We start from the raw sequence: 22,001 nt of genomic DNA, 5'->3' as shown, positions 1-22,001 counted from the left end.
GGGGTTGTCGTGTCCATGATCATCGAGCCGCGCAATGGCGACGCAGAGGATGATGCCAGCAGCACCAAGAAGCATTCGCTGATCGCGATCGCCGGCAGTCTGCTCGGCGAGATCAGCCTGCCCAAGCTCGCGCTCGCCTGGGTGCTCGGCGCCTTGCTGCCGAGCCTCCTGCTGGGCGCGGCTCCGCTGGTGGTGACGGCGTGGTTCGCATCGGTATCGGGCCGCGTGGTGGCGCTGGCCGGGATCGGCTCGCTCGTTTTGCTCGCACTTGTCGGAATCGTCGGCTGGTATGGCTTCCGGCCACTGTTCCGCATCGCGGAGAAGAGCTTCTGGTCGTTGAACGCTCTGGTGGTCCAGCCGGGCTACGCGGTCTGCCGCGAAGGACTGCAGCATCTTGCGGAGAGTTTCAGTTCCGTCGGAACCGATCCCGACAAACGCGCACGATTGCGGGCAGGCAGCGCGATCGGGGCAGGCTTGCTGGGCTGCGCCGTCGCCGGGGCGGTCTTCGCCCTGGTCTGGCCGGCGACGCGCTGGTCGGGCGGCTTCGCCGACTTCATCGACCCGCTGCGGCTCGTCGTGCCGGCTCTCGCAAATGCCGTCGCGCTGATGTCGGTCTATCTCGCGTTGGCGTCGCTGCTCTGGGGCATGGCCGACGGGCTGATGGATCAGCCACGCGACCTCGGCGGCTTCGACACGGTGCCGGCGTCAGCGCGCCGATGGCGCGTCGCCCATCTTTCCGACGTCCATGTCGTCGGCGAGCGCTATGGCTTCCGGATCGAAAGCGGACGCGCCGGTCCGCGCGGCAACGAACGCTTCCTGCAGGTGCTGGCCAGGCTGGCGGAGATCCACGAGAGCGAGCCGCTCGACCTGCTGCTCATCACCGGGGACATGACCGATGCCGGGCGCTCCGCCGAGTGGGGCGAATTCCTCGACGCGATCGCGCGCCATCCCGCCCTCGCCGAGCGCTGCCTGATCCTGCCGGGCAATCACGACGTCAACATCGTCGATCGCGCCAATCCCGCCCGGCTCGAGCTGCCGGGCAGCCCGGGCAAGCACCTGCGCCAGATGCGGACCCTCTCGGCTATGGCAGCCCTGCAGGGCGAGCGCGTTCAGGTCTTCTCCGAGAGCCGGACCAGGCTCGCCAAGAGCCTCACCGCTGCCCTCGAGCCGCATCGCGAGAAGATCGCTGCCTTCGCCGATGCGGGCGGCCTGCGCCGATCGGCGGGCCTCGAAGCAATCTGGGCGGATTCCTTCCCGATGGTGCTGGCGCCGGCGGAGCCTGACGGGCTCGGCGTCATCCTGCTGAACTCGAATGCGGAGGCGCATTTCTCCTTCACCAATGCGCTTGGCCTCGTCGCGGAGGAGGACATGCAGGCGATCCTCGCAGTGGCTCGTGAGTTCCCCCAGGCGCGCTGGATCCTGGCGCTCCATCACCATCCGATCGAGTATCCGAAACCGGCAAAAGCCTTCTCGGAGCGCATCGGAACCGCGCTGATCAACGGCAGCCGCCTCCTGCGGCTGCTGCGGCCCGTCGCCGCCCGCATGGTCGCGATGCACGGCCACCGCCATATCGACTGGATCGGGCGCTGCGGGGCGCTGAAGATCGTCTCCGCGCCTTCTCCGGTCATGGAGGCGACGAATGCGGAGCCGACCTGCTTCTACATCCACACGCTGGCGGCGGCGCCCGAGGGGATCGCGCTGCTCGAACCGCAGCGCATCGTGATCGAGCCAGCACAGCCCGCCGTCAGGGCGTGACGGGCGAGCCTTCAGGGACCTTCTCGTCCTTCTGCGGCGAGCCGAAGATTTCGGCGAGCCACAGGCTCGACGGATGCAGGGCGCAGAAGGTGAGGAAGGCGATGGTGATGGGCACGCCGATGAAGGCGCCGAACACACCCCAGAGATAGCTCCAGAAGAACACCGAGAACAGCACCGTCGCCGGCGAGATCGAGAGCGCGCTGCCCGCGACGCGCGGCTCGACATAGCTGCCGACGACGAACTGGATCAGGTTGAGGCAGGCGAAGACCGCGACCACCGCCTGCCAGGAGCCGAACTGCGTCATCGCGAACAGGGTCGGGAAAACGGTGGCGACGAGCGGCCCGAGGAACGGGATGTAGTTGAGCGAGAAGGCGATGAAGCCCCATTCCTCGGCCAGCTGCAGCCCAACGGCCCTGGCGAAGAGCCAGACCAAGACGCCGGTGATCACGCTCATCAGCGTTCGCACCAGCATGTAGCGCCTGATCTTGGCCGCCGTCATCATGCTGCCTTGCAGCAGCAAGGCCCCGGCGGCGCGGTTGCGCATGCCCTTCAGCTTGCGGCCGAAATCGTCGACCTCCAGCAGCCCGAGAAAGACGTAGACGAGAACAACGAGCCAGAAGCTCATCGTGCTGTTCAGGCGGCCGGTGACGGTCTGCGCGGTGCGCAGCATCCAGCCGACGCTGAACGCCTCCGACCATGCTCCCGCCACCGCGATTCCGTGCCCCTCGAGCCAAAGCGTGATCTGATCGTAGAAGGCCTGGAAGCGGGCGGCGTCGTTGACGATCCAGCGCCCGACGCGTCCGAACGCGGACACCACCAGCGAGCCGATGTAAACGAATGCGACGGTCATCACGATGACGCTGACGGCGAGCGCGAGCAACCGCGGCAGAAAGCCCTGAAGCGTCTTCTGCAGAGGCCAGACCAACGCGATGATGAACAGCGCGAAGGCGACCGGGGCGAAGACCGAACTCGCGATCGACAGCGCCGCGACGACCAGGATCGTCGCAACGACGACCTGCGCCGCCTGATAGATACCGCCACTCGTCATAGGCCCGCCCAATTCTGCATCCGAAGCTTTGCCGGCTACGCTCGATCTTGAAGTCACCCGTCAAACCCCCTTGGTGAACTCGGCGAGATCGAGCGTCGAACGCTTTCCGATCTCATCGCGATTCGCCCGGTAGAACATCTCGGCCGAGCGCCTGCCCTCGTCATGCAGCATCGTCAGGAATTCCCATTCGGCATTGAGCTTGGAAGAGTAGCCGAGCTCGGTCATCGCGTCGCTGGCGATGCGGTGGATGCGCATGCGCGCCCAGCGGGCGCCCTCACCCGAGCCAGGCACCGCCTCGCGCTGCAGGAGCGCCATCATGCGCAGCTCCTTCAGCAGCACCGCGTTGAAGGAGACCTCGTTGAGGCGGTTCAGGATGTCGCGCGCCGTGCGCGGCGTGCCCGGCCGCTCGACCGGGTTGATCTGGACGAGGATCGTGTCGCTCGCGTTGCTCTCCTCGATCAGCGGGGTCATGGTCGGATTGCCGGAATAGCCGCCGTCCCAATAACTCTCGCCGTCGATCTCGACCGCCTGGAACAGCGTCGGCAGGCAGGCTGAGGCGAGCAGCACCTCGGGCGTGACCTCGGCATTGCGGAAGACGCGGTTGCGGCCGGTCCGGACGTTCGTCGCGCTGATGAACAGCTTGATCGGGCTTTTCGCGATGGCGTCGAAGTCGATCACCTCGGCGAGGATGTCGCTCAGCGGGTTCGTGCCCATCGGGTTGAGGCTGTAGGGCGAGACGACGCGGGACATCATGTCCATCGCCACGAAGAGCGGCGAGCTGTCGAGCGTCCAGCGGCCAAGCAGCACGTCGAGCGGCGAGCGCTGGAACGGGCTGAAGCGCGCGGCTTCCGAGACCTTCCGCCAGAATTCGTTCAGCGCCTCGCGTGCCCCGTCCCGCCCACCTTTGACATAGCCGGAGGCGAGGACCGCCGCGTTCATGGCGCCGGCCGAGGTGCCCGAGATCGCCTCGATCGTCAGCCAGTCCTCCTCGAGGATCCGGTTCAGCACGCCCCAGGTATAGGCGCCATGCGCGCCGCCGCCCTGCAGGGCGAGATCGATGTTGAGCGGCTCGCGCGATGGGGCGCTCTCGCGCTCATCGCCTGTGCGGCTGGAAGTGGAAGGTGCCTTGCTCACGACATCACCCTTGTTGGCGGAACCGGCCGCGTCACGACGACTTCACCAGCCCTGAGAAACCCGCGACCGCAAGCAGGCTCAAGGCCCAGCCGACGACCGACTGGAAATAGAAATAGTTGATCGCGACCCGCCCCCCGGGCTTGGTCGGATTCGGCCGCCAGAAGCTGCGCTGGCCCATGTCCAGCACGGGCAGCAGCGTGTCGAGCGAATACATCCAGGGGCTGAAGGCGGGGTAGCTCGAAGCCTCCCAGCGCTGCCGGAAGCAGGCGAGCTGGTTCTGGCCAGCCGCCGCCAGCCCTTGCGACGTCCCGCTGGCGACAAGCGGCCTCTGCTCGCTCTGCTCGATGCCGCACAAGGTCCATTCCGGCGCACGCAGTACGACGGCGCTGTTGGGCATCACGGCGCCCTGGCGCTCGGCATAGGCAAAGATCGCGACGCCCGCGAGCCAGAAGAAGACGAGCCAGACGAGGGCGAAAAGCGGCCTGCGGCCATAGCCCAGCGTAATCCCGAGAATGCCGTCGGCGACGAAGAGAGCCGCCCGCCATATCGGGTTCTCCGTCCGTGCCCGCCGCGCCCTGCGCTGCAGCCGCTCCTTGATGACGAGCACGGAGCTGGCATCCTCGCCATGCCCCATCTCGCGAAAGACGGAGGCGAGCTGCTCATAGGGCTGCGGCCAGAAATCCTCGCCCCAGCGCTCGGGTGTCTGGCGCGCCAGCCAGTCCACGCGGCTCTCCGCATCGACTGGGCCGTCGATGAAGGCGCCGTAGCGGCAGCGGTTGAGGAGCAGGTCGCCGGGCTTCGGCCAGCAGGCCGCCTCGTCATGGATCGTGCCGATCGAGGCGCCGGTGAGCGCGAGCGTGCCATCCAGCTGCGCTTCGCGCCGCAGGAAGAAGGCGCCCTTGACCGCGACACGGCTCGCCTCGATCGCAGTCTGCCCCGCATTTTCGACGACGGTGCCGGAGCAGTCGAGATCGCCGGTGATGGCCGAGCCGGTCAGCCGCACCTCGCCGGTCACGCGGGTGTTCCGCAGGACGACGCTGCCATGGCAGGCGATCTCGCTCGCATCGAGCGCCATCCGTTCGAAAGCCGGGATGGTCGCCCCTGCGGCATCGAGATCGGCGGCCAGGACGGCGCCGGACAGGTTGACGCCGCCGCGCAGCGTCGTGCCGCGCAGGAGCACGTTGCGCGCCTCCAGGCTTCGGCCCAGCAAGGCGTAGTCTCCACGGTTGCGGATCGTTGCGCCATCGCATTGGAGATTCCCGCCGAGGCGGGCCTGGTCGAGGTTGACCGCACCCTCGACCTCCGCACCACGCAGATAGACCCCCCCGCGCGCTTCGAGCCGCTCCGCCTGAAGCCCCGGCAGCCGCGAGCCGTCAAGGAACAGCCGGTTGATGATCGCCGCGCGCAGGATCGGCGTCGCCTCGAAATGACAGTCGTTCAGGCCGATATCGCGGAACACGCGGCAGGCTTCGAGATCGAGCACCTCCGAGATCCAGGCGCCCCGGACGAGCACGCCCTTCTCATGGGGCCGGCAGCCGACCTCTCCGCCCAGAATCAGGAAACGCAGGAAGGTGGCGCGCACCAGCCGAGCCGGGTCCGGCTCCGTGGGCAGAACGCCGTCCCCCAGCCTGTCGAAATTGCCGGACTGGAGCCTGGCGACGATCTCCTCCTCCGCCCGAAGCAGAGGCCGGAAATTGTCGAGCCGCGCGGTCGATTCCGCCCAGACGGCGGCCTCCGCCCCCAGGCTCCAGTCCAGGGTCACGTCGCCGCCGCTTGCGTGTCCGCGGCGGCGGAAAGGGCTTCGCGCAGCTGGGCCTCCTTCGTCTCGTCGAAGGAGGTGCTGATCAACGTGCCGCCGGCTCCCTTGAGATCGGCCAGAACCTTGTCCGTCGTCATCTTGCGGATGAGCAGGAAGAGGCCCGCAGTGTTCGGCTGCAGAGCCGAGGCGGCATCTTTCATGAACTGGTCGTTGATGCCGATGTCGCTGAACTTGCCGCCCAGCGCGCCCGAGGCAGCGCCGATCGCGGTGCCGAGCAGCGGCGACAGGAAGATGAAGCCGATCAGCGTGCCCCAGAGTGCCCCGGAAGCCGCCCCCGTGGCGGTCAGGTTGATCATCTGGTTGAGTTTGACGTGGCCTTTTTCGTCCTTGACGACGACGACGGCGTCGCCGAGCTCGATCAGGTATTCGCGCTGAAGCGAGAGGACCTTCTGGCGGACCTCCTCGGCCTTCTGTTCGGTCGGAAAGGCGATGAAGACGAGATCGCTCATGAGTGCAGCTCCGTTTTGGGGCGGGGGGTAAAGATCGGCTGGCCCGGGACCGTCCGCGCCCGGCCGATGAGGAATTCGGCCAGCAACGGGACCGGGCGCCCGGTCGCCCGGCGCGTGCGGCCGGCGGTCGAGGCCGTGCCGGAAATGTCCAGATGCGCCCAGGGATAGGCGGTGGCGAATCGCGCCAGGTTCGACGCCGCGGCGATCGCATCGGGCGGGCCATCGGCCAGATCTGCCTCGCCGCCCGGAGAGGACGCCGGATCGTCGTCCCACAAGGGGAGCTGCCAGACGCGGTCTCCGGAATTTCCGCCGCACTTCACCAATTCCGACGCCAGCGCCTGATCATTGGCGAACAGGCCACTGGTGTGGCTGCCCAATGCGAGGACGCAGGCGCGCGTCAGAGCGGCGACGTCGATGACGCAACTCGGCGAGAAATGCGCGGCATAGCCGAGCACGTCCCCCAACAGCGACGCTTCCGGTGGGAAATGCCCGAGGCCAGCCGCCGACATGGCTGTCTGTCGCCCGGCGCCTTGGGGAAATTCGCCCTGGCTGGTCACGATCAGGCCCACGACATTCAAGGCGAGGCCGAGACGCTCGACGGCGCGCATCGCACCCAAAACACCGCCGATGCCGCGCATGTCGCGGATCGGGGCCCGGTGCAGATGCTGCTCATGTTCAGGAAGCGCCTCGAAAGCCGCGATGCCGTCGCCGATCAGGACGATGGGGCGGCCCGCTGCCATGCGTCGATCGCTTTTGATGACCATCAGCTTGCAGGCGCCGGCCGCGACCTCCTCGCCCGCCAGAAAGGCGGCCAATCCATGTTCTTCGAAGTCGTGCCGACCCAGCACCTGGACGCCGAAGCCGAACTGGCTCGCCATCGCCTCCACTGTCTGCGCGATGAAGGCCGGCGTGCATAAATCGGGCGGCAGGTTTCCGAGTTCCTTGGCGAAGGAGACCCCCTCCCCGATCGCCACCCCCTGCTGCAGGGCCCGGACGAGTTCGGAGGTCAAGGCCTGCGGCACGAGCAGCACGATATTGCGCCGCTCTTCCCGAACGGAGCCGTCGGGAAGGCCAAAATCATAACGGCCATCGGCGAGAGCCCGCCCGGCCTGCTGCATCCGCCAGCTGAGAGTCCGGCGCGGAACTTCGTTCTCCGCCAGTGTTACGACCACCTCCGCCGCGGGGTCGTCATTGAGGGCTTTGGCCACGACGGAAAGTGCCTGGCGATAAGCCTTGTCCGAAAAGGTTTCCGCCCGCCCGAGACCGACCAGGAGCAGACGCTTTGCGGCGATGCCGGGCAGGCGCCCGATCATGCACGTCGCACCGACCGCCTCCCCGAGATCGGCCTGGTCGAGGAGGCCGGCGAGCCGGCCCGCGCAGCGATCGTTCACAGCCCGCGCCGACCCTGTCAGCGGGCCATCGCGAAAGACACCCAGGACGAGCAGGTCGGTCCCGAGTTTCTCTGCTTCTCCCACTGCCGGAATGATCTCCATCGATGTCCTCTGCCAGGGAAACGTCAGGTCTGTCGGCCAGACCCCGAAACGCTCGGGCTTGGTATCCGCGCGAGCTCTTGTCGCCCGTGTCACGGCGGCAGCGCCGCAGCGGCTTGCTGCCGCTGCGAAGGCCGCTGTCCGGGCAACGGCCTGACGCGCTGGCCGGGGTGCAGCGCCTGGATACCGGCCGAGACGATCGTTTCGCCGGGCTCCAGTCCCTGGGACAGGATGACCGTGCCCGGATCGAAACGCAGCACATCGACGCTGCGCAGCGAGACGGTCGACTTGGCGGGATCGACGATCCAAACGGCGGGCGAGCGGCCCTGCTGGGTCAGCGCGCTCGCCGGGATCGAAACGATCGCCGCGGTGGTGAGTTCGATGGTGCCGACGACCGTGGAGCCGAGACGCATCGCTTCCGGCGGGTTCCGCAATCCGACCCTGATCGCGAAGGTCCGCGTCACCGGATCGGCCTGCGGCGCGACCTCGCGCACCGAGCCATAGGCCGTCACAGCGGGCGCATCCGCGAGCGCAACGCGGATCCGGGCATCGCTGAGATGGGTGTCGAGCACCGCGGCCGGCACGTTGAACACCGCGTCGCGGTCGTCGTCGCGGGCGATCTGGACGACGACCTGCCCGGGCTGCACAACCTCGCCCGGCTCGATCTGCCGCGCCGTCACGACGCCGTCGACGTCCGTGCGCAGTTCCGTGAAGCCGAGCCGATCCCTGGCCAGTTCGAGCTGCGCCTCGGCATTCTCGAGCCGTGCCTGCGCGGTCTCCTGAGCCCGCTGTGCCTGGTCGAAGCGCGGCCTCGTGGTGAAGCCCTGCGCCATCAGGCGCTCCTGGCGCTCGAAGGTGTTGCGCGCCGTGTCGACCTCGCCGTGCGCCGCTTCCAGTGCCGCCTTGGCTGCGGCCAGCGCATTCTGTTCGAGTGCGGGCTCCAGCCGGGCGATGAGCTGCCCCGCCTTCACCTTGTCGCCGACATTGACTGGGCGCTCGAGAACGCGCCCGCCGATGCGGAAGGCGAGCCCGACATCCTTCTTCGCCTGGATCTCGCCGCTGAGCTGGATGTCGTCGGAGAACTGCCCGGCCTCGACGGTGACGACCCCGACCGGCCTTCCCTCAGCCTGCGGCGCCTTCTCGCTGCCGCAGGAAGCGAGGACCGCGCCCAGCAGCGTGACGGCAGCAACCCGTCCCAGATCCCTCGCCGGCATCCGCCTCGTGATGATCGCGCTCATGACCGGGAGGCTCCCGCACTGGCCGTCCGTCTCGCCTTGCCGTTGCGCGCGCTCGCGGCGCCGAACACGGTGACGTAGAGGACGGGGAGAAGGACGAGGGTCAGCACCGTCGCGACCAGCAGGCCACCCATGATCGCGAAGGCCATCGGCCCCCAGAACACGGTCGGCGCGATCGGGATCATGCCGAGCACCGTCGAGATCGCGGTCAGCACGATCGGACGGAAGCGTGTGCCGGCGGCATCGACCGCAGCTTCGACGACGCCTTTGCCGGCCGCGCGCTCGTCCTCGATCTGCCCGACCAGGATCACCGCGTTCTTGGTGATGATGCCGATCAGGGCGAGGATGCCGAGCAGGGCGACGAAGCCGAGCGGCTTGCCCGAGAGCAGCAGCGCCGCGACGACGCCGATCAGCCCGAGCGGGGCGATGCTGAGCACGATGGCGAACAGCCTGAAGCTCCTGAGCTGGGCCATCAGTACCGTGAACATGATCAGCAGCATCACGGGGATCACGGCGATGACGGAGGCCTGCGACTTGGCGCTCTCCTCGACCGTGCCGCCGACGGTGATGTCGTACCCGGCCGGCAGCGCCTTCCGGAGTGCGTCCACCGAAGGCTGCAGCGCGCTGACCACGGCATCCGGCAAGGTGCCGGGCGGCACATCGGCCGAGACCGTCAGGTTCGGCACCCGGTCGCGACGCCAGATCAGCGGCGAGTCGAGCCCGTAGCTGAAGCTCACGAACTGGGATACCGGCACAGAGCGGCCGCTCGGCAGCGCGACCTGCATGCTGCGCAGCGTATCCAACGAGGCGCGGTCGGCGTCCTGGGCCCGCACGACGACGTCGACGAGATAAATGGAATCGCGCACCTGCGTGACGACCGTGCCGGAGACCACCGTGTTGACGATCGCGGCGACCGCAGCGGAGCTGAGGCCGAGCCGACGCGCCTCGTCCTGATCGACGCGCAGTCGCAGTTCGCGGGCGGGCTCGACCCAGTCGAAATTGATCTGGAGGGCCTTGGGGTTCGCCGCGACGACCTGGGCGAGCCGCATCGCGATGCTGCGGACTTCGGCGATGTCCGGGCCGCTGACGCGGTACTGGACCGGCCAGCCGACCGGCGGGCCGAGCTCGAGCGGCGAGACGCGCCCGACCACGTTGGGGAAGTCCTTGGCGAGAAGCGACTCCAGCTTCTTCTGCAGCCGCTCGCGCGCCGCCACGTCCTTGGCGACGATCACCGCCTGGCTGAAGAAGTCGTTCGGCAATTGCGCATTCAGCGGCAGGTAGAAGCGGATCGCGCCGCGGCCGACATAGGTGCTCCAGCGCTCGATGTCGGGATCGCCCTTCAGCGAGGCCTCGAAGCGGTTCACGAGGTCCTCGCTCGCATAGATCGAGGCGTTCTGCGGCAGGGTGAGGTCGACGAGCAGCTCCGGCCGGTCCGAAGCCGGGAAGAACTGCCGCGGCACCAGCGGCAGCGCCAGGATGGCGGCGGCGAACAGCGCGAGCGTCACCGCGATCGTCACCCAGCGCAGCTTGATCGCGCTTGAGAGAAAGCTTCGGAAGCCGCGCTCGACACGCCCCGGCTCCTTCTGCTGTGCAGAGGCGTCGGGTGCCTTCAGCATGGCGACGCCGAGCACGGGCGCAAAGAGGACGGCCACGAACCAGGAGACGACGAGCGCGATCGTCACCACCGCGAAGAGCGAGAAGGTGTATTCGCCGGCCGAGCTCGCGGCGAAGCCGATCGGCACGAAGCCGGCGATCGTCACCAGCGTGCCCGCCAGCATCGCGGTGGCGTATTTCTCGAAGGCGAAGGTCGCCGCCTTCATTTTCTCCTCGCCCGCGGCAAGCCGCGTGACCATGGCGTCGGTCGTGGTCATGGCGTCGTCGACCAGGAGCGCGAGCGCGATGATCAGGGCGCCGAGCGAGATGCGCTGCATGTCGATGCCGGCGACCAGCATGCAGGCGAAGACGATGGCGAGCGTCAGCGGGATCGCGAGCGCCACGACGAGGCCCGGCCGCACGCCAAGGCTGATGAAGCTGACGACGAGGATGATGCCGACCGCCTGCCAGAGCGACGTCATGAAGTCGTCGATCGCGTGCGAGACGGTCACGGCCTGGTCGGCGACGAGATAGGGCTCGATGCCGAGCGGCAGGCCGGCGGTGACCTCGGCCATCGCCTTCTTGACGTTGTTGCCGAGCGCCAGGATGTCGCCGCCATCGCGCATGGCGATGCCGAGCCCGATCGCATCGCGCCCGTTGACGCGGAACATCGGCGTCGGCGGATCGGCCTGCCCGCGCCTGATCGTCGCGATGTCGGCGAGCCGCACCATGCGGTCGCCCGCCGGGAAGTTGATGTTCAGCAGATCGGCTTCGGATTGGAAGGCGCCGGAGACGCGCACCGAGAACTTCTCGTCCTGCGTCTGCACCTCGCCCGCCGGCCGCACGACGTTCTGCGCCTGCAGCGCCGCGAGCAGCGCCGAACGATCGAGGCCGAGATTGGCGAGTTCCCTGACCGAGAACTCGATGAAGATGCGCTCGTCCTGCGCGCCGATGATCTCGATCTTCGAGACGTCGGGCACCAGCAGCAGCCGCGACCGGATCGTCTCGACTTGATCGCGCAAGTCCCGGCTGGTGAAGCCGTCCGAGGTGAAGCCGTAGATGATGCCGAAGGTGTCGCCGAAGCGGTCGTTGAAGAACGGCCCGAGCGTGCCGGCCGGCAGCGTGTGCCGCATGTCGGCGACGAGATTGCGCACCCTGTACCAGGTATCCTGGACCAGGCGCCCGGGCACTTCGCCCTTGAGGTTGACGAAGATCGTCGTCACACCGGGCTTGGTGTAGCTGCGCACGCTGTCGAGGCCCGGCGTCTCCTCGAGCTGCCGCTCGAGGCGCTCGGTCACCTGGCTCAGCGTGTCTTCCATGGTGGCGCCCGGCCAGACCGCGGAGACGACCATCGTCTTGATGACGAAGGCGGGGTCCTCGTTGCGGCCGAGCCGGATGAAGGCGAAGACGCCGGCAGCGACCGCCACGATCATGAGATAGATCACGACCGAGCGGCTCTTCAGCGCCCATTCCGACAGGTTGAATCTCATCGCGACTCCGCTCCGATCAGGCGCACGCGCTGGCCTTCACGCAGAAGTCCGGCACCGGCGGTGACGACGATGTCGCCTATATCCAACCCCTTGGAGATCTTCGCGGCGGCAGGGTCGGAGCTCGCCACGTCGAGCTTGCGCAGCGAGACGGTCAGGTTCTTGGGATCGACCACCCAGACGCCGAGGCCCTGATCGCGTTGCGTCAGAGCCGTCGCCGGGATGGTGATGGCCCCGCCCCCGCCGGCACGGACCGAGCCCGAGACGGCTGCCCCGAGCCGGAAGGCCGGCGACGGATCGGTGAGTCCGACCCTGATCCGGAAGGTCCGGGTCACCGGGTCCGCCTGCGGCGCGATCTCGCGCACGCGGCCGGCCGCTTCGGCGCCGCCCTCCCCGGTCAGCGCGACCCGCACCGGCATGCCGGGCGCGAGCTGCCGTACCCGTTCCGCCGGGATCTCGAAGACGGCGTCCCGTCCGTCGCGTCTTGCCAGCTGAACGATCATCCGACCGGCTGTGACGACTTCGGAGGGCTCGGCCCCGACGCGCGTGACGATACCGGGCGCATCGGCCGTCAGCGTTGTGAAGCCGACGACGTCCTCCGCGGAGCGAACCCGTGCCTGAGCGGCATTGACCTGGGCACGGGCGGCCGTGAGCGCCTGGTTGGCGGCCTCGAAATCCGCCTGCGTGGTGATGTGGCGTTCGAGTAGATGGCTCTGGCGCTGGAACTGGTTGTCCGCCTTCCGCAGATCGCCCTGGGCCGCGGTCAGCGCGGCCTGGGCCGAGCGCAGATCGTTGAGCTCGTTCTCAGGGTCGAGCCGCGCGACAGTCTCTCCCTCCCTGACGCTCGCGCCGACGCCGACCAGCCGCTCCGCCAGGCGTCCGCCGATGCGGAACGCCAGTGCAGCCTGGTCCTGCGGCTCGATGTGTCCGGTGAAGGTGAGATCGGGCGCCTGACGCGGCGGTTCGACCGTTACGGTCCGGACTAAGCGCACTGGCGGCGGCGGCGCCTTCTCCTCCCGATTGCAGGAGGCGACGACGAGCGCAATGACCACCGCGACCGAAGCGCAGCCGAGGCGTGATGAAGCTTCGCTGCGTCTCATGCCCGCTCCGCGGCAGCTTCCCGGTTCCGTGTCGGTTCACCCGGACGCCGTAAGCCTCRCCTCTGCATCGAACTGTTCCTCTGACGGCTGCCGCATTGCGCGTCCGCACGCGCGTTTGCGCCCTGCGAAGCTCTTCGGGACGGTGCTCGGACGCTAGCAACAGCCGAGGGGGCGCGGATTAGCTCAGAATCCCAACTCTGGGCTACTCATCCCATTGTTGGGACGGGTCGCTCTCCCGCTAGGTCAAGCCCAACGGTTCCCGCGCCGCTACACGACGCAGGCCGAGGGCGACCGGCAAGAGCAGGGACAGCCCAACCGCGGCAACCGCGGCCATGACGAGGTAGATCTGCTCTCCCCACGTCTCGTAAAGCCGGCCGCAAAGCGTCGTCAGGACGGCCATGGCGCCGGCCCAGCCGCCAGCGAGCCAGGTCTGCGCGCGCGCCTGCATCCTGCCCGGCGCCAGCCTCGCGAGCAGAAAGATGCTGGCGAGATGCGTGGCGCCGAAACTCACCCCATGCGTCAATTGGAGAAACATCAGCGTGGAAATGCCCGGATCCTGCGACATCGCTGCCCAGCGCAGGGTCGCAGCGACGGATGCGACGACCAGCAGGCCGGCAGCACTCGAGGCACCGTTCATGCGGTAGCCCAGGAACGAGAACAAGACGACTTCGGACAGGACGCCGAGCGCCCAGAGCCCACCCATCGCCGGTCCGGAAACGCCGGTTGCCTGCCAATGCAGCGTGCCGAAGCCGTAGAACGCCGCGTGGCTCGCCTGCACCAATGCCGCGCCGGCTATTACGCCGACGAGCAGCAGCGGGCGTGCCGTCGGTGCCTCGCCGCCTTCTGCATCCCGAGAGGTGCTTGTTTCGGGGGCCATGCAGCTTGCCGCCGCGGCGGCGGTGAGGATGGACGACAGCAGCAGCAATGCGACGACCGAGGAGGTCGAAAACCATTCGAGCGACCAGCCGGCCGCGAGATTGGCGGCAGCGAAGCCGAGCGATCCCCACAGGCGTATGCGCCCATATGTCAGCTCCGCCCGCGGTGTCTCGGCAAGACGGCCGAGTGTCATCGCATCGGCCAGTGCGATCAAAGGCCCCTGCGCCAGAGCAATGGCGATGACGACGGCGAGGATCGGCCAGAAGCCGCGCGCGACAGTCAGAAGCCCGGTTCCGGCCGCAACCAGCACTGCGCAGATCGCAAGCGTCGCCGAGATGCGTCCGCTCCGGTCGGCGAGAGCCCCGACCGTCGGATTCGCGATGATCCGTATCAGCAGCGGCGCCGCCAGAACGACGCCGATCGCATCGGCGTCGAGAGACTGCGCCTGCAGCCAAAGCGGGAAGAACGGGAGATTGACCCCGAGCTCGAAGAACAGAAATGCATAGAGGAACGAAAGCCGTCCGGTGGGCACATCTGCCGCCAGGCCCGCCCTGCGCACCGGCCGAGCAGCGGAAACAGAGCCCCACCGGCCGAAAAGCCGCGTTCTCGCGCGTGATCCAAGCCGCATCGTTCACCCTTGGGCCGGCTCGTCCCCTTCATCGGCGAGGGAGCGCAGGATCCCGCGCTCTCGCGCCTCGGTCGGGCTGTAGCCGAACTCCCGCCGGAAAGCCCGGCTGAAGGTCGAGTGATCGACAAATCCGACCTCGTTTCCGATGGCGTGGACGGAAAGGGTTTCGCGCTGCGAGCTCAAGCGGAGATGCGCCTTGCGCAGGCGTTCCCTGTTGATGAAATGGGCCACCCCGCCGCTGTTCTCAAAGAGCCGGTAGAGTTTCGAGCGGGACATTGCGAGCAGGCGGGCCAGCCGGTCGGGACCGAACTCCGGTGAGGCCATGTTCTGGCGCACGACGCTGCGCGCCCGGTCGATGAGGACCGAGCCCAGAGGCGCCCTTGCGGCCTCGTGATAGACCGATTGCGGGATGATGCAGGCGGCGACGAGCGCCCTTGTCGGCATCTCGAGGCTCGCGGCATGCTCGGGCGTGACGTGAGGCAGCTGTCGCACCAGGCTGTCGAGATAGCCGATGAGCAGGGGGGCGAAATCCTGGCTGACGGCCAGGTCGTGGGCCCAGTCCAGGCGCTGCTCGTCGGCAGCGGACTGGTCGCGCGGGAGGTAGAGGGTGATGACCTCGCTGTCCTGAGCCCTCCCCTCGAAGGGCAGAGCAAGGGAGCGGAAGCTCAGCTCCTCATGGAGCCGGCCATCGGCCGCAGGCGTTCGCGCCAGCACCACGCACCAATGGTCGAGATAGGATCTGGGGCGATGCCGCCACTGCCTGTCCGGCGCTCCCGCGTAGACGACACGCGTCAGAGCGAGTTCGCCCAGGCGCCATGAGGAGAACTCGGCTGCGAAGCCCGCCGAGGGCTCGCGCGTCGGGAAAAGCTCGATGGTGTTCGAGTGCAAAGTCCGCCAGGCGTCAAACTGATCTCGTGGCTGGAGATCAGTCGTACAAAAGTGCGCTACAGCAAATACGCTGACGTCCGTCCTCACTCCGCCCTGAGAGAAAGCCGGCATCGGACACTCCGATCGTCCTGGATCTTCAAAAATAGGCTAAAATTCTGCCATCGATCAAGTTCCATTGAAATTGACCGAGATCAATAAATGATGACAAGACTAGTATTTATTGATCGGAATTTTAAATTTAAAAGTACCATTCAAATATTGACATCCCGAACATAGCGCGTCAACCCTAGGGCGCCGCTGCGGCATCGAACACCCTGATCGGGGCCGTGACCAGAAGGGTTGCCGCGGAACCGAGCGCCCCCGCCGCAGCCAGGGGGGTGGGAACGTCGAAATCGGTGATCACCTGCCCCTGAAGCAGCCTGCCGCCGATCAGGCGAACGGCATCCGGGCTGGCCGCAAACAGATCATGGTTGATCCTGTCCCCGGCATTGACTGCCGACAGGTCGATCACGGTGATCCCGGACAACCCGGCGAACTGGCTGCGATACTCTTCCTGCGTCGGATCGATGCCGCCGAGCCGGGTCGCGCCGCGCGAAATGAAGCGCGAGAGCTGCAGGGCCCGGTCATGCTGAGCCGTGAACAGGGTGATTTGGGGCCGTTTCGAGCCCATGTCCTCGATCTGGCGCCGGAAGACTCCGACATCGAGGTCGGGCGACGCCAGGATGAGATTGCTGATCTTGCGCGGGACGCCGCCGTCCTTCAGCGCGATCTGCCTGACCGCTTCGACTGCCGGCCAGCTCCCCATCGAATGGGCCAGGATCACGATTTCCCGTACAGACGGGGCCGCGGCCGCCACCTCCAGCAGATCCGCCAGATCCGAGCGCGAATAGGAAGCGTTGTCGAAATCGCGGCTGTAGTCGAGCAGATAGCCGCGCGACGGCCAGGAGAACAGCACCGGCGCGGCATCGGCATCGGCGTCGTGCGCCAGCTGCGCGAAGCGGAAGACCGCACGGTCGAAAGGCGTGTTGAACCCGTGGACGAAGACGAAGACGCGCTTCGACCGCCCGCTCGTCGACCGGAACCAGTCGGCGAGCTTGGCTTTCGGCAGCGGCGTCGAGGCGGTCACCACGAAATCCGTGGCCGGGTTGCCGGGAACCGAACGCGGCAGCTGGATCGTGCCGACCTCGCGCTCGCGCGGGATCGAGACGACGATGTTGCTGAACGAAACCCCCTCGCCCCGCTCGCCGCTGAAGAGAATGCCGGGATCGGGCGAAGGCGCGCGCGTCGTCGCCGCCAGCATGTTGACCTTGTCGGTTCCGGGAATCGCAGCGACAGGCTGCAGCAGGCCTTGCGGCGTCGAAGCGCAAGCGCCGAGACCGACGGCGAATGCCAGAAGCGCAAGGCGGGACAGAACGATCCGGCCGATGCGCGAGCAGCGCCCGCACCGAAGCTTGTCGTTCGCCGCGAAGCAGGCCCCAGCCCGGCTTGCGCAGCCATTCTCTTTGCCTCGAGCTGGCATCACTTCGACTCTGTCCGTTACCGGTAGGCGGCACTTCGCATGCGCAGCAGACCGTAGGAAACCGCTCCGCCGACGGCAAGCGCAAGCGAGTCCCGCAGCTATGACGGATTCAACTTTGGGACAGGAGGCCCAAAGTTTGGGATTCTCTGCCGATGCCCTCCCCGTACCCGGATTTATGGTTCGCGTTCGAGACTCGGAGTCTTGTCGGCGCCTGGATCATCAGGTCGTGCGCGCCTGCCGCAGATCTGGCGCCTAAGACTTTGGCTCAAGGGGGATAAGAGCGATGACGACCGACGCCGCTGCGCCGAAGACGACCATGCAGAGGTTCCTCGACACTGTCGAGAAGGTGGGGAACATGGTTCCTCACCCCGTCGTCATCTTCCTGATCCTCATCGGCATCGTCATCGTGCTGTCGGCCGTGCTCGGACTCTTCGGCACCGCCGTCACCTTCGAGCGGATCAATCCCGACACGCACAAGATCGAGACGGCGAGCACGGCGATCCAGAGCCTGCTGACGATCGATGGCATCCGATTCATGTATTCGTCGCTGATCCCGAACTTCATGAGCTTCACCGCGGTGGGCCTCATGATCGTCGCGATGATCGGTGCCGGCGTCGCCGAGGAATCCGGGCTCGTCACCGCCCTGATCCGCAAACTGGTGATCGTCTCGCCGCACTGGGCGCTGACCTATATCCTGGCCTTCGTCGGCATCATCGCCAGCATCGCGGCCGATGCGGGCTATCTCGTGCTGATCCCGCTTGCCGGCATCGCCTATCTCGCGGTCGGGCGCCATCCGGTCGCAGGCTTGGCGCTGGGCTTCGCGGCGGTCGCCGGCGCCTTCACCGTCAACATGCTGATCAAGCCGCTCGATGCGGTTCTGGTCGAGTTCACCAACGATGCCGCCCGCCTCGTCGACCCCAACCGCACGATCGGCCTCGCCTCCAATCTCTGGTTCTCGATCGCCTCGGTGCTGTTCCTGACCGTGATCATCGCGTTCATCACCGACAAGATGATTTCGCCGCGCCTCGGCACCTACGATCCGAAGCTGGCGGCCGAGGGAACGGTCACCGAACAAGGCGCCGTGCTGTCCGAGGCGGAGTCGCGCGGCCTGCGCTTCGCCGGGTTCGGCCTGCTGGCGCTGATCGCGGTGTTCTGTCTTCTGACGCTCCCCGCGGGCGCGCCCCTGCGCAACCCGACGACCGGCGAGCTGATCGGCAACTCGCCCTTTATGAACGGCCTGATCGCGCTGATCATGCTGATGTTCCTGGTCACCGGCTGGACCTACGGCATCGGTGCCGGCACGCTGAAGACGCTGTCGGAGGTCATCGCCGCGATCGAGAAATCGATCAAAAGCATGGGCGGCACGATCTTCCTGTTCTTCGTGCTCAGCCAGTTCGTCGCCTACTTCACCTACACCAATATCGGCACGGTCATGGCGCTGAGCCTTTCGGGAGCGCTCCAGGCCGCCAATATCGGCGCCCTGCCGCTGTTGCTCGGCTTCATCGTGGTGGTCGCGATCATCGACCTCCTGCTGACGGGCGCGATCGCGAAATGGGCGATCTTCGCTCCCGTCTTCGTGCCCTTGCTGATGAAGCTCGGCGTCGAGCCGGAAGCCGTGCTCGCGGCCTATCGCATCGGTGATTCGCCGATGAACGCGATCACCCCGCTCAACGCCTATTTCGCCCTCGTGGTCGGCTTCATCCAGAGATACGACCGGAATGCCGGCGTCGGCACGGTGGTCTCGCTGATGCTGCCCTATGTCGTGTGGATGTTCGTGCTGTGGACCGCGCTCTTCGCCGTCTGGAAGATGCTCGGCCTGCCCTGGGGCCTGTGAGTTTCCCACGACCCTCCCGTCGCCAATCCAACCCGTTCGGATGCAGATCATGACGACACCCTCCATTCCGCTCGACGTCGAAGCCGCCATCGCGCATCTCATGCGCTTCCTCTCGGTCGAGGGCGTCACCGGCAAGGAAGCCAATATCGGCGCCGCCGTCAGCGACGCGCTGAAGGCCGTCGGCGTCCCTGCCTCGGCCATCCGTTTCGACGATGCCAACAAGCGCATCCCGCTGCCGACCGAGACGGGCAACCTCATCGTCGACCTGCCCGGCACCAAGGCCGGCCCGCGGCTGCTGTTCTCGACCCATCTCGACACCGTGCCGCTCTGCGCCGGCGCCAAGCCGAAGCGCGAGGGGGACCGCATCGTCTCCGACGGCACCACGGCGCTCGGCGGCGATGCCCGCACCGGCGTGGCGCTGCTCGTCGTGCTCGCGGAGACGCTGATCAAGAATAAGTTGCCCCACCCGCCGATCACGCTGCTGTTCACGGTGCGTGAGGAAAGCGGCCTGCATGGCGCGCGCGAGCTTAACCCGAAGGATCTCGGCGGCGCCGCGATGTGCATCAACGTCGACGGCCAGCTCGCCTCCGAGCTGCTGATCGGCGCTGTCGGCCAGGAGAACTGGGAAGTCGAGATCACCGGCAAGGCGTCCCATGCCGGCGTTGCCCCCGAGAAGGGCATCTCGGCGACTCTCGTCGGCTCCATCGCCATTGCTGAGGCCCGCCGCGAAGGCTGGTTCGGCAAGATCGTCAAGCCGGACGGCCGCGGCACCAGCAATGTCGGCATCTTCGGCGGCAAGGGCGGCACGGTCGCCGCCGGCGACGCGACCAACGTCGTCACCGACTACGCCTATATCCGCGGCGAGGCGCGCAGCCCCGAGGCGGCCTTCGCGACCAAGATCGCAGAGGCCTTCAAGGCCGCTTTCGCCAAGGCGCAGGCCGAGGTCAAGGACGATGGCGGCGAAACGGCGAAGGTGACCTTCACCCACAAGCCGGCCTATCCGCCCTTCGAGCTTGCCAAAGATTCGCCGGTGGTGAAGCGCGCGGCCAAGGCTCTCGGCATGCTCGGGATCGAGCCGAACTACCTGTTCTCGAATGGCGGCCTCGATGCGAACTGGCTCGACAAGCACGGCGTCCCGACGATCACGATCGGGGCCGGCCAGGCCGAGATCCATACGATCAAGGAATATGTGAATCTGGCCGAGTACGAAAAGGGCTGCCGCCTCGGCATCCTGATGGCGACGCTCGAAGACTGAGACCCTTCAAACGGGTCTGCGATCGAGCGGGACCCACAAGGAGCTGATGCGTGAGTCCGATCGCCTATACCGGCATCATCATCGCGATAGCCGTCGTCCTGTTCATCACGAACAAGGTGCCTGTCGTGCTCGTCGCGATAGGCACGGCGCTCGGCCTGTGGGCGACCGGCGTGCTGACCCTGCCGCAGGCGCTCAGCGGCTTCGGCGACCCGGCCGTCATCTTCATCGCCTCGCTCTTCGTGGTCAGCTCCGGCCTCGAGGTCACGGGCGTCACCGCCTGGGCGGGCCAGCTCCTGATCAAGGGCGCGGGCGAGGAAAGCCGGACGCGGCTTCTGCTGCTGATGATGGGGCTGGTGGCGCTTCTGGTCGCGCTGATCAGCCTCAACGGTGCGGTCGCAGCGCTGCTGCCGGTCGTGGTCGTCATCGCCGTCAGGCTCAAGCGCAACTCCTCGCAGCTCCTGATGCCGCTGGTCTTCGCCGGCCATGCCGGCTCCATGCTCGCCCTGACGGGAACGCCGGTGAACGTGCTGGTTTCCGAGGCCGGGCTTGACGCCGGCGTGGGCGGCTTCGGCTTCTTCGAGTTCGCGCTGGCCGGCGTTCCGCTTCTGGCCGGCACCATGGCGATCATCATCCTGTTCGGCGAGCGCCTGCTGCCCCAGCGCAACGGCGCGACGATGCCGGCCGATTTCAGCCGTCACGCCAAGACGCTGGTCGAGCAGTACGGCCTGGCGAGCGGCATCCACCAGCTGCGCGTTCGCACCACCTGCCCCTATGTCGGGGCGCCGTCCAGCGCGGTTGCGCTGGACGAATGGCCGGGTCTCCAGCTCGTGGCGATCCAGGACGGCGATACCGCCGGGCCGCTGCGCCGCACGACGATCGCGGAGGGCGACCATCTGCTGCTGCGCGGCGATGCCGAAGCCGCTGCCAGTTTCGCGGCGCAGATGCATCTCGCCTTCCGCGAGGAACGCGCGAGCGATAGCGAAGAGACCCTGTTCAACCGCCGCTCGGGCTTGGCCGAGGTCGTGATCCCGCCACGCTCCGGCCTGATTGGCCAGACCGTATTTCCGGGCATGGTCACCGAGAGCGGCGACCTGATCATCCTCGCCGTCCAGCGTGGTGCGGGCGAGGATCCGAGCGGCGGCGCGGCCAAGGCCGCGGGCGTCGTGCTGCAAGCCGGCGACACCATGCTGCTGCAGGGCACCTGGAAGGCGCTCGATACGCATCTCGACGATCCCGACGTCCTCGTCGTCAGCTCGCCGGAACTGGTGCGGCGCCAGGCCGTCCCGATGGGACCGGGCGCCAAGCAGGCGATCATCATCCTGTTCGCAATGGTGCTGATGCTCGCGACGGGCGTCGTTCCCTCCGCCGTGGCGGGCCTGCTCGCAGCCGGCGCCATCGTTCTCTGCGGTATCATGACCGTCGAACAGTCCTACCGCGCGATCAGCTGGACCACCGTGATCCTGGTGGGCGCGATGATGCCGCTCTCGACCGCGATGATCGAGACGGGCGCAGCGAAGATGATGGCCGACCATCTGGTCGCCCTGGTCGGCGATGCCGGGCCGACAGCGCTGCTCGCGGGGCTGTTCGTGCTGACCGCGGTCCTGGGCCAGCTCATCAGCAACACCGCGACGGCGCTCATCGTGATCCCGATCGGCGTCGCCGCCGCGGCAAGCATGGGCATTTCGCCTCGGCCGGTGCTGATGAGCACCGCCGTCGCTGCAGCCGGGGCCTTCCTGACGCCCATCGCCACTCCGACCAATCTGATGGTGATGGGCCCGGGCGGCTACGTCTTCAGCGACTACTGGAAACTCGGGCTGCCGCTCCTGATCTGGTTCTTCATCGTCGCAGTTTTCATCGTGCCGTTGATCTGGCGCTTCTGAAGGAGAAAAAC

Annotated in this window: 15 protein-coding genes; 4 read left to right on the top strand and 11 right to left on the bottom strand. The window is 67.2% G+C overall.

The annotated features are described in order from the left end of the window. The first annotated feature begins 15 nt into the window (after positions 1-15). Positions 16-1,755: a metallophosphoesterase family protein gene (locus AC1DNE_RS05825; protein ID WP_476765349.1), complete on the top strand. Its 1,740-nt coding sequence runs from the start codon at positions 16-18 to the stop codon at positions 1,753-1,755. On the opposite strand, the gene AC1DNE_RS05820 is transcribed toward AC1DNE_RS05825, so the two are convergent. The 11 genes from AC1DNE_RS05820 to AC1DNE_RS05770 all read right to left on the bottom strand — a co-directional run bounded on the left by AC1DNE_RS05820 (position 1,745) and on the right by AC1DNE_RS05770 (position 17,021). After that, entirely contained in the window at positions 1,745-2,803 is a 1,059-nt protein-coding gene (locus AC1DNE_RS05820; protein ID WP_476765339.1) for an AI-2E family transporter, read from the bottom strand. The two genes, AC1DNE_RS05825 and AC1DNE_RS05820, sit on opposite strands and share 11 nt — an antisense overlap. Before the next feature lie 60 nt (positions 2,804-2,863). Continuing rightward, positions 2,864-3,937, bottom strand: coding sequence for a patatin-like phospholipase family protein (locus AC1DNE_RS05815; RefSeq protein WP_476765338.1), 1,074 nt, complete (start codon positions 3,935-3,937; stop codon positions 2,864-2,866). 31 nt (positions 3,938-3,968) lie between these two features. After that, positions 3,969-5,699 carry a hypothetical protein gene (locus AC1DNE_RS05810; protein WP_476765337.1) on the bottom strand — a complete coding sequence of 577 codons (1,731 nt, stop codon included), beginning with the start codon at positions 5,697-5,699 and terminating at the stop codon, positions 3,969-3,971. Then, positions 5,696-6,205, bottom strand: a complete 510-nt coding sequence (locus AC1DNE_RS05805; protein ID WP_441470992.1) for a DUF1269 domain-containing protein — start codon at positions 6,203-6,205, stop codon at positions 5,696-5,698. The genes AC1DNE_RS05810 and AC1DNE_RS05805 overlap by 4 nt, the downstream gene beginning before the upstream one ends. After that, positions 6,202-7,698, bottom strand: a complete 1,497-nt coding sequence (locus AC1DNE_RS05800) for a M17 family peptidase N-terminal domain-containing protein (protein WP_441470991.1) — start codon at positions 7,696-7,698, stop codon at positions 6,202-6,204. The genes AC1DNE_RS05805 and AC1DNE_RS05800 overlap by 4 nt, the downstream gene beginning before the upstream one ends. A gap of 89 nt (positions 7,699-7,787) precedes the next feature. Further along, a complete protein-coding gene (locus AC1DNE_RS05795) occupies positions 7,788-8,933 on the bottom strand; it encodes an efflux RND transporter periplasmic adaptor subunit (RefSeq protein WP_441470990.1) in 1,146 nt (381 codons plus the stop codon). Next, complete coding sequence (locus AC1DNE_RS05790) at positions 8,930-12,013, bottom strand: efflux RND transporter permease subunit (RefSeq protein ID WP_441470989.1); 3,084 nt, start codon at positions 12,011-12,013, stop codon at positions 8,930-8,932. Before AC1DNE_RS05790 ends, AC1DNE_RS05795 begins: the two co-directional genes overlap by 4 nt. Continuing rightward, on the bottom strand, positions 12,010-13,110 hold the full coding sequence (locus AC1DNE_RS05785) for an efflux RND transporter periplasmic adaptor subunit (RefSeq protein WP_476765336.1): 1,101 nt from the start codon (positions 13,108-13,110) through the stop codon (positions 12,010-12,012). Before AC1DNE_RS05785 ends, AC1DNE_RS05790 begins: the two co-directional genes overlap by 4 nt. Positions 13,111-13,348: 238 nt before the next feature. After that, positions 13,349-14,518, bottom strand: coding sequence for an MFS transporter (locus AC1DNE_RS05780; protein WP_476765335.1), 1,170 nt, complete (start codon positions 14,516-14,518; stop codon positions 13,349-13,351). Between the two features lie 99 nt (positions 14,519-14,617). Next, complete coding sequence (locus tag AC1DNE_RS05775) at positions 14,618-15,502, bottom strand: helix-turn-helix transcriptional regulator (RefSeq protein WP_441470986.1); 885 nt, start codon at positions 15,500-15,502, stop codon at positions 14,618-14,620. A 286-nt stretch (positions 15,503-15,788) separates the two neighbouring features. Beyond that, positions 15,789-17,021 carry an alpha/beta hydrolase gene (locus AC1DNE_RS05770; RefSeq protein ID WP_476765334.1) on the bottom strand — a complete coding sequence of 411 codons (1,233 nt, stop codon included), beginning with the start codon at positions 17,019-17,021 and terminating at the stop codon, positions 15,789-15,791. A gap of 283 nt (positions 17,022-17,304) precedes the next feature. Between AC1DNE_RS05770 and AC1DNE_RS05765 the strand changes: the two genes are divergently transcribed. From AC1DNE_RS05765 to AC1DNE_RS05755, 3 genes are read left to right on the top strand one after another with little or no spacing between them, the layout of a single operon-like run. Further along, positions 17,305-18,855, top strand: a complete 1,551-nt coding sequence (locus AC1DNE_RS05765) for an AbgT family transporter (protein ID WP_441470984.1) — start codon at positions 17,305-17,307, stop codon at positions 18,853-18,855. A gap of 49 nt (positions 18,856-18,904) precedes the next feature. Beyond that, a complete protein-coding gene (locus AC1DNE_RS05760; RefSeq protein ID WP_441470983.1) occupies positions 18,905-20,110 on the top strand; it encodes a M20/M25/M40 family metallo-hydrolase in 1,206 nt (401 codons plus the stop codon). A gap of 50 nt (positions 20,111-20,160) precedes the next feature. Next, positions 20,161-21,990 (top strand): SLC13 family permease, encoded by a 1,830-nt coding sequence (locus AC1DNE_RS05755; protein ID WP_441470982.1) that lies wholly within the window; start codon positions 20,161-20,163, stop codon positions 21,988-21,990. Positions 21,991-22,001 lie beyond the last annotated feature (11 nt).

It is taken from the genome of Allobosea sp. 05L423 (genome assembly GCF_056397745.1).
The sequence above is the reverse complement of the archived record's forward strand: the minus strand, read 5'-3'. Positions and strand labels throughout refer to the sequence as shown.

Bases quoted from the DNA above. Each gene is read 5' to 3' on its own strand.
- AC1DNE_RS05805 (WP_441470992.1), bottom strand. From the start codon at position 6,205: ATGAGCGATCTCGTCTTCATCGCCTTTCCGACCGAACAGAAGGCCGAG.
- AC1DNE_RS05765 (WP_441470984.1), top strand. From the start codon at position 17,305: ATGACGACCGACGCCGCTGCGCCGAAGACGACCATGCAGAGGTTCCTC.
- AC1DNE_RS05760 (WP_441470983.1), top strand. From the start codon at position 18,905: ATGACGACACCCTCCATTCCGCTCGACGTCGAAGCCGCCATCGCGCAT.
- AC1DNE_RS05790 (WP_441470989.1), bottom strand. From the start codon at position 12,013: ATGAGATTCAACCTGTCGGAATGGGCGCTGAAGAGCCGCTCGGTCGTG.
- AC1DNE_RS05820 (WP_476765339.1), bottom strand. From the start codon at position 2,803: ATGACGAGTGGCGGTATCTATCAGGCGGCGCAGGTCGTCGTTGCGACG.
- AC1DNE_RS05785 (WP_476765336.1), bottom strand. From the start codon at position 13,110: ATGAGACGCAGCGAAGCTTCATCACGCCTCGGCTGCGCTTCGGTCGCG.
- AC1DNE_RS05800 (WP_441470991.1), bottom strand. From the start codon at position 7,698: ATGGAGATCATTCCGGCAGTGGGAGAAGCAGAGAAACTCGGGACCGAC.
- AC1DNE_RS05770 (WP_476765334.1), bottom strand. From the start codon at position 17,021: ATGCCAGCTCGAGGCAAAGAGAATGGCTGCGCAAGCCGGGCTGGGGCC.
- AC1DNE_RS05825 (WP_476765349.1), top strand. From the start codon at position 16: ATGATCATCGAGCCGCGCAATGGCGACGCAGAGGATGATGCCAGCAGC.
- AC1DNE_RS05795 (WP_441470990.1), bottom strand. From the start codon at position 8,933: ATGAGCGCGATCATCACGAGGCGGATGCCGGCGAGGGATCTGGGACGG.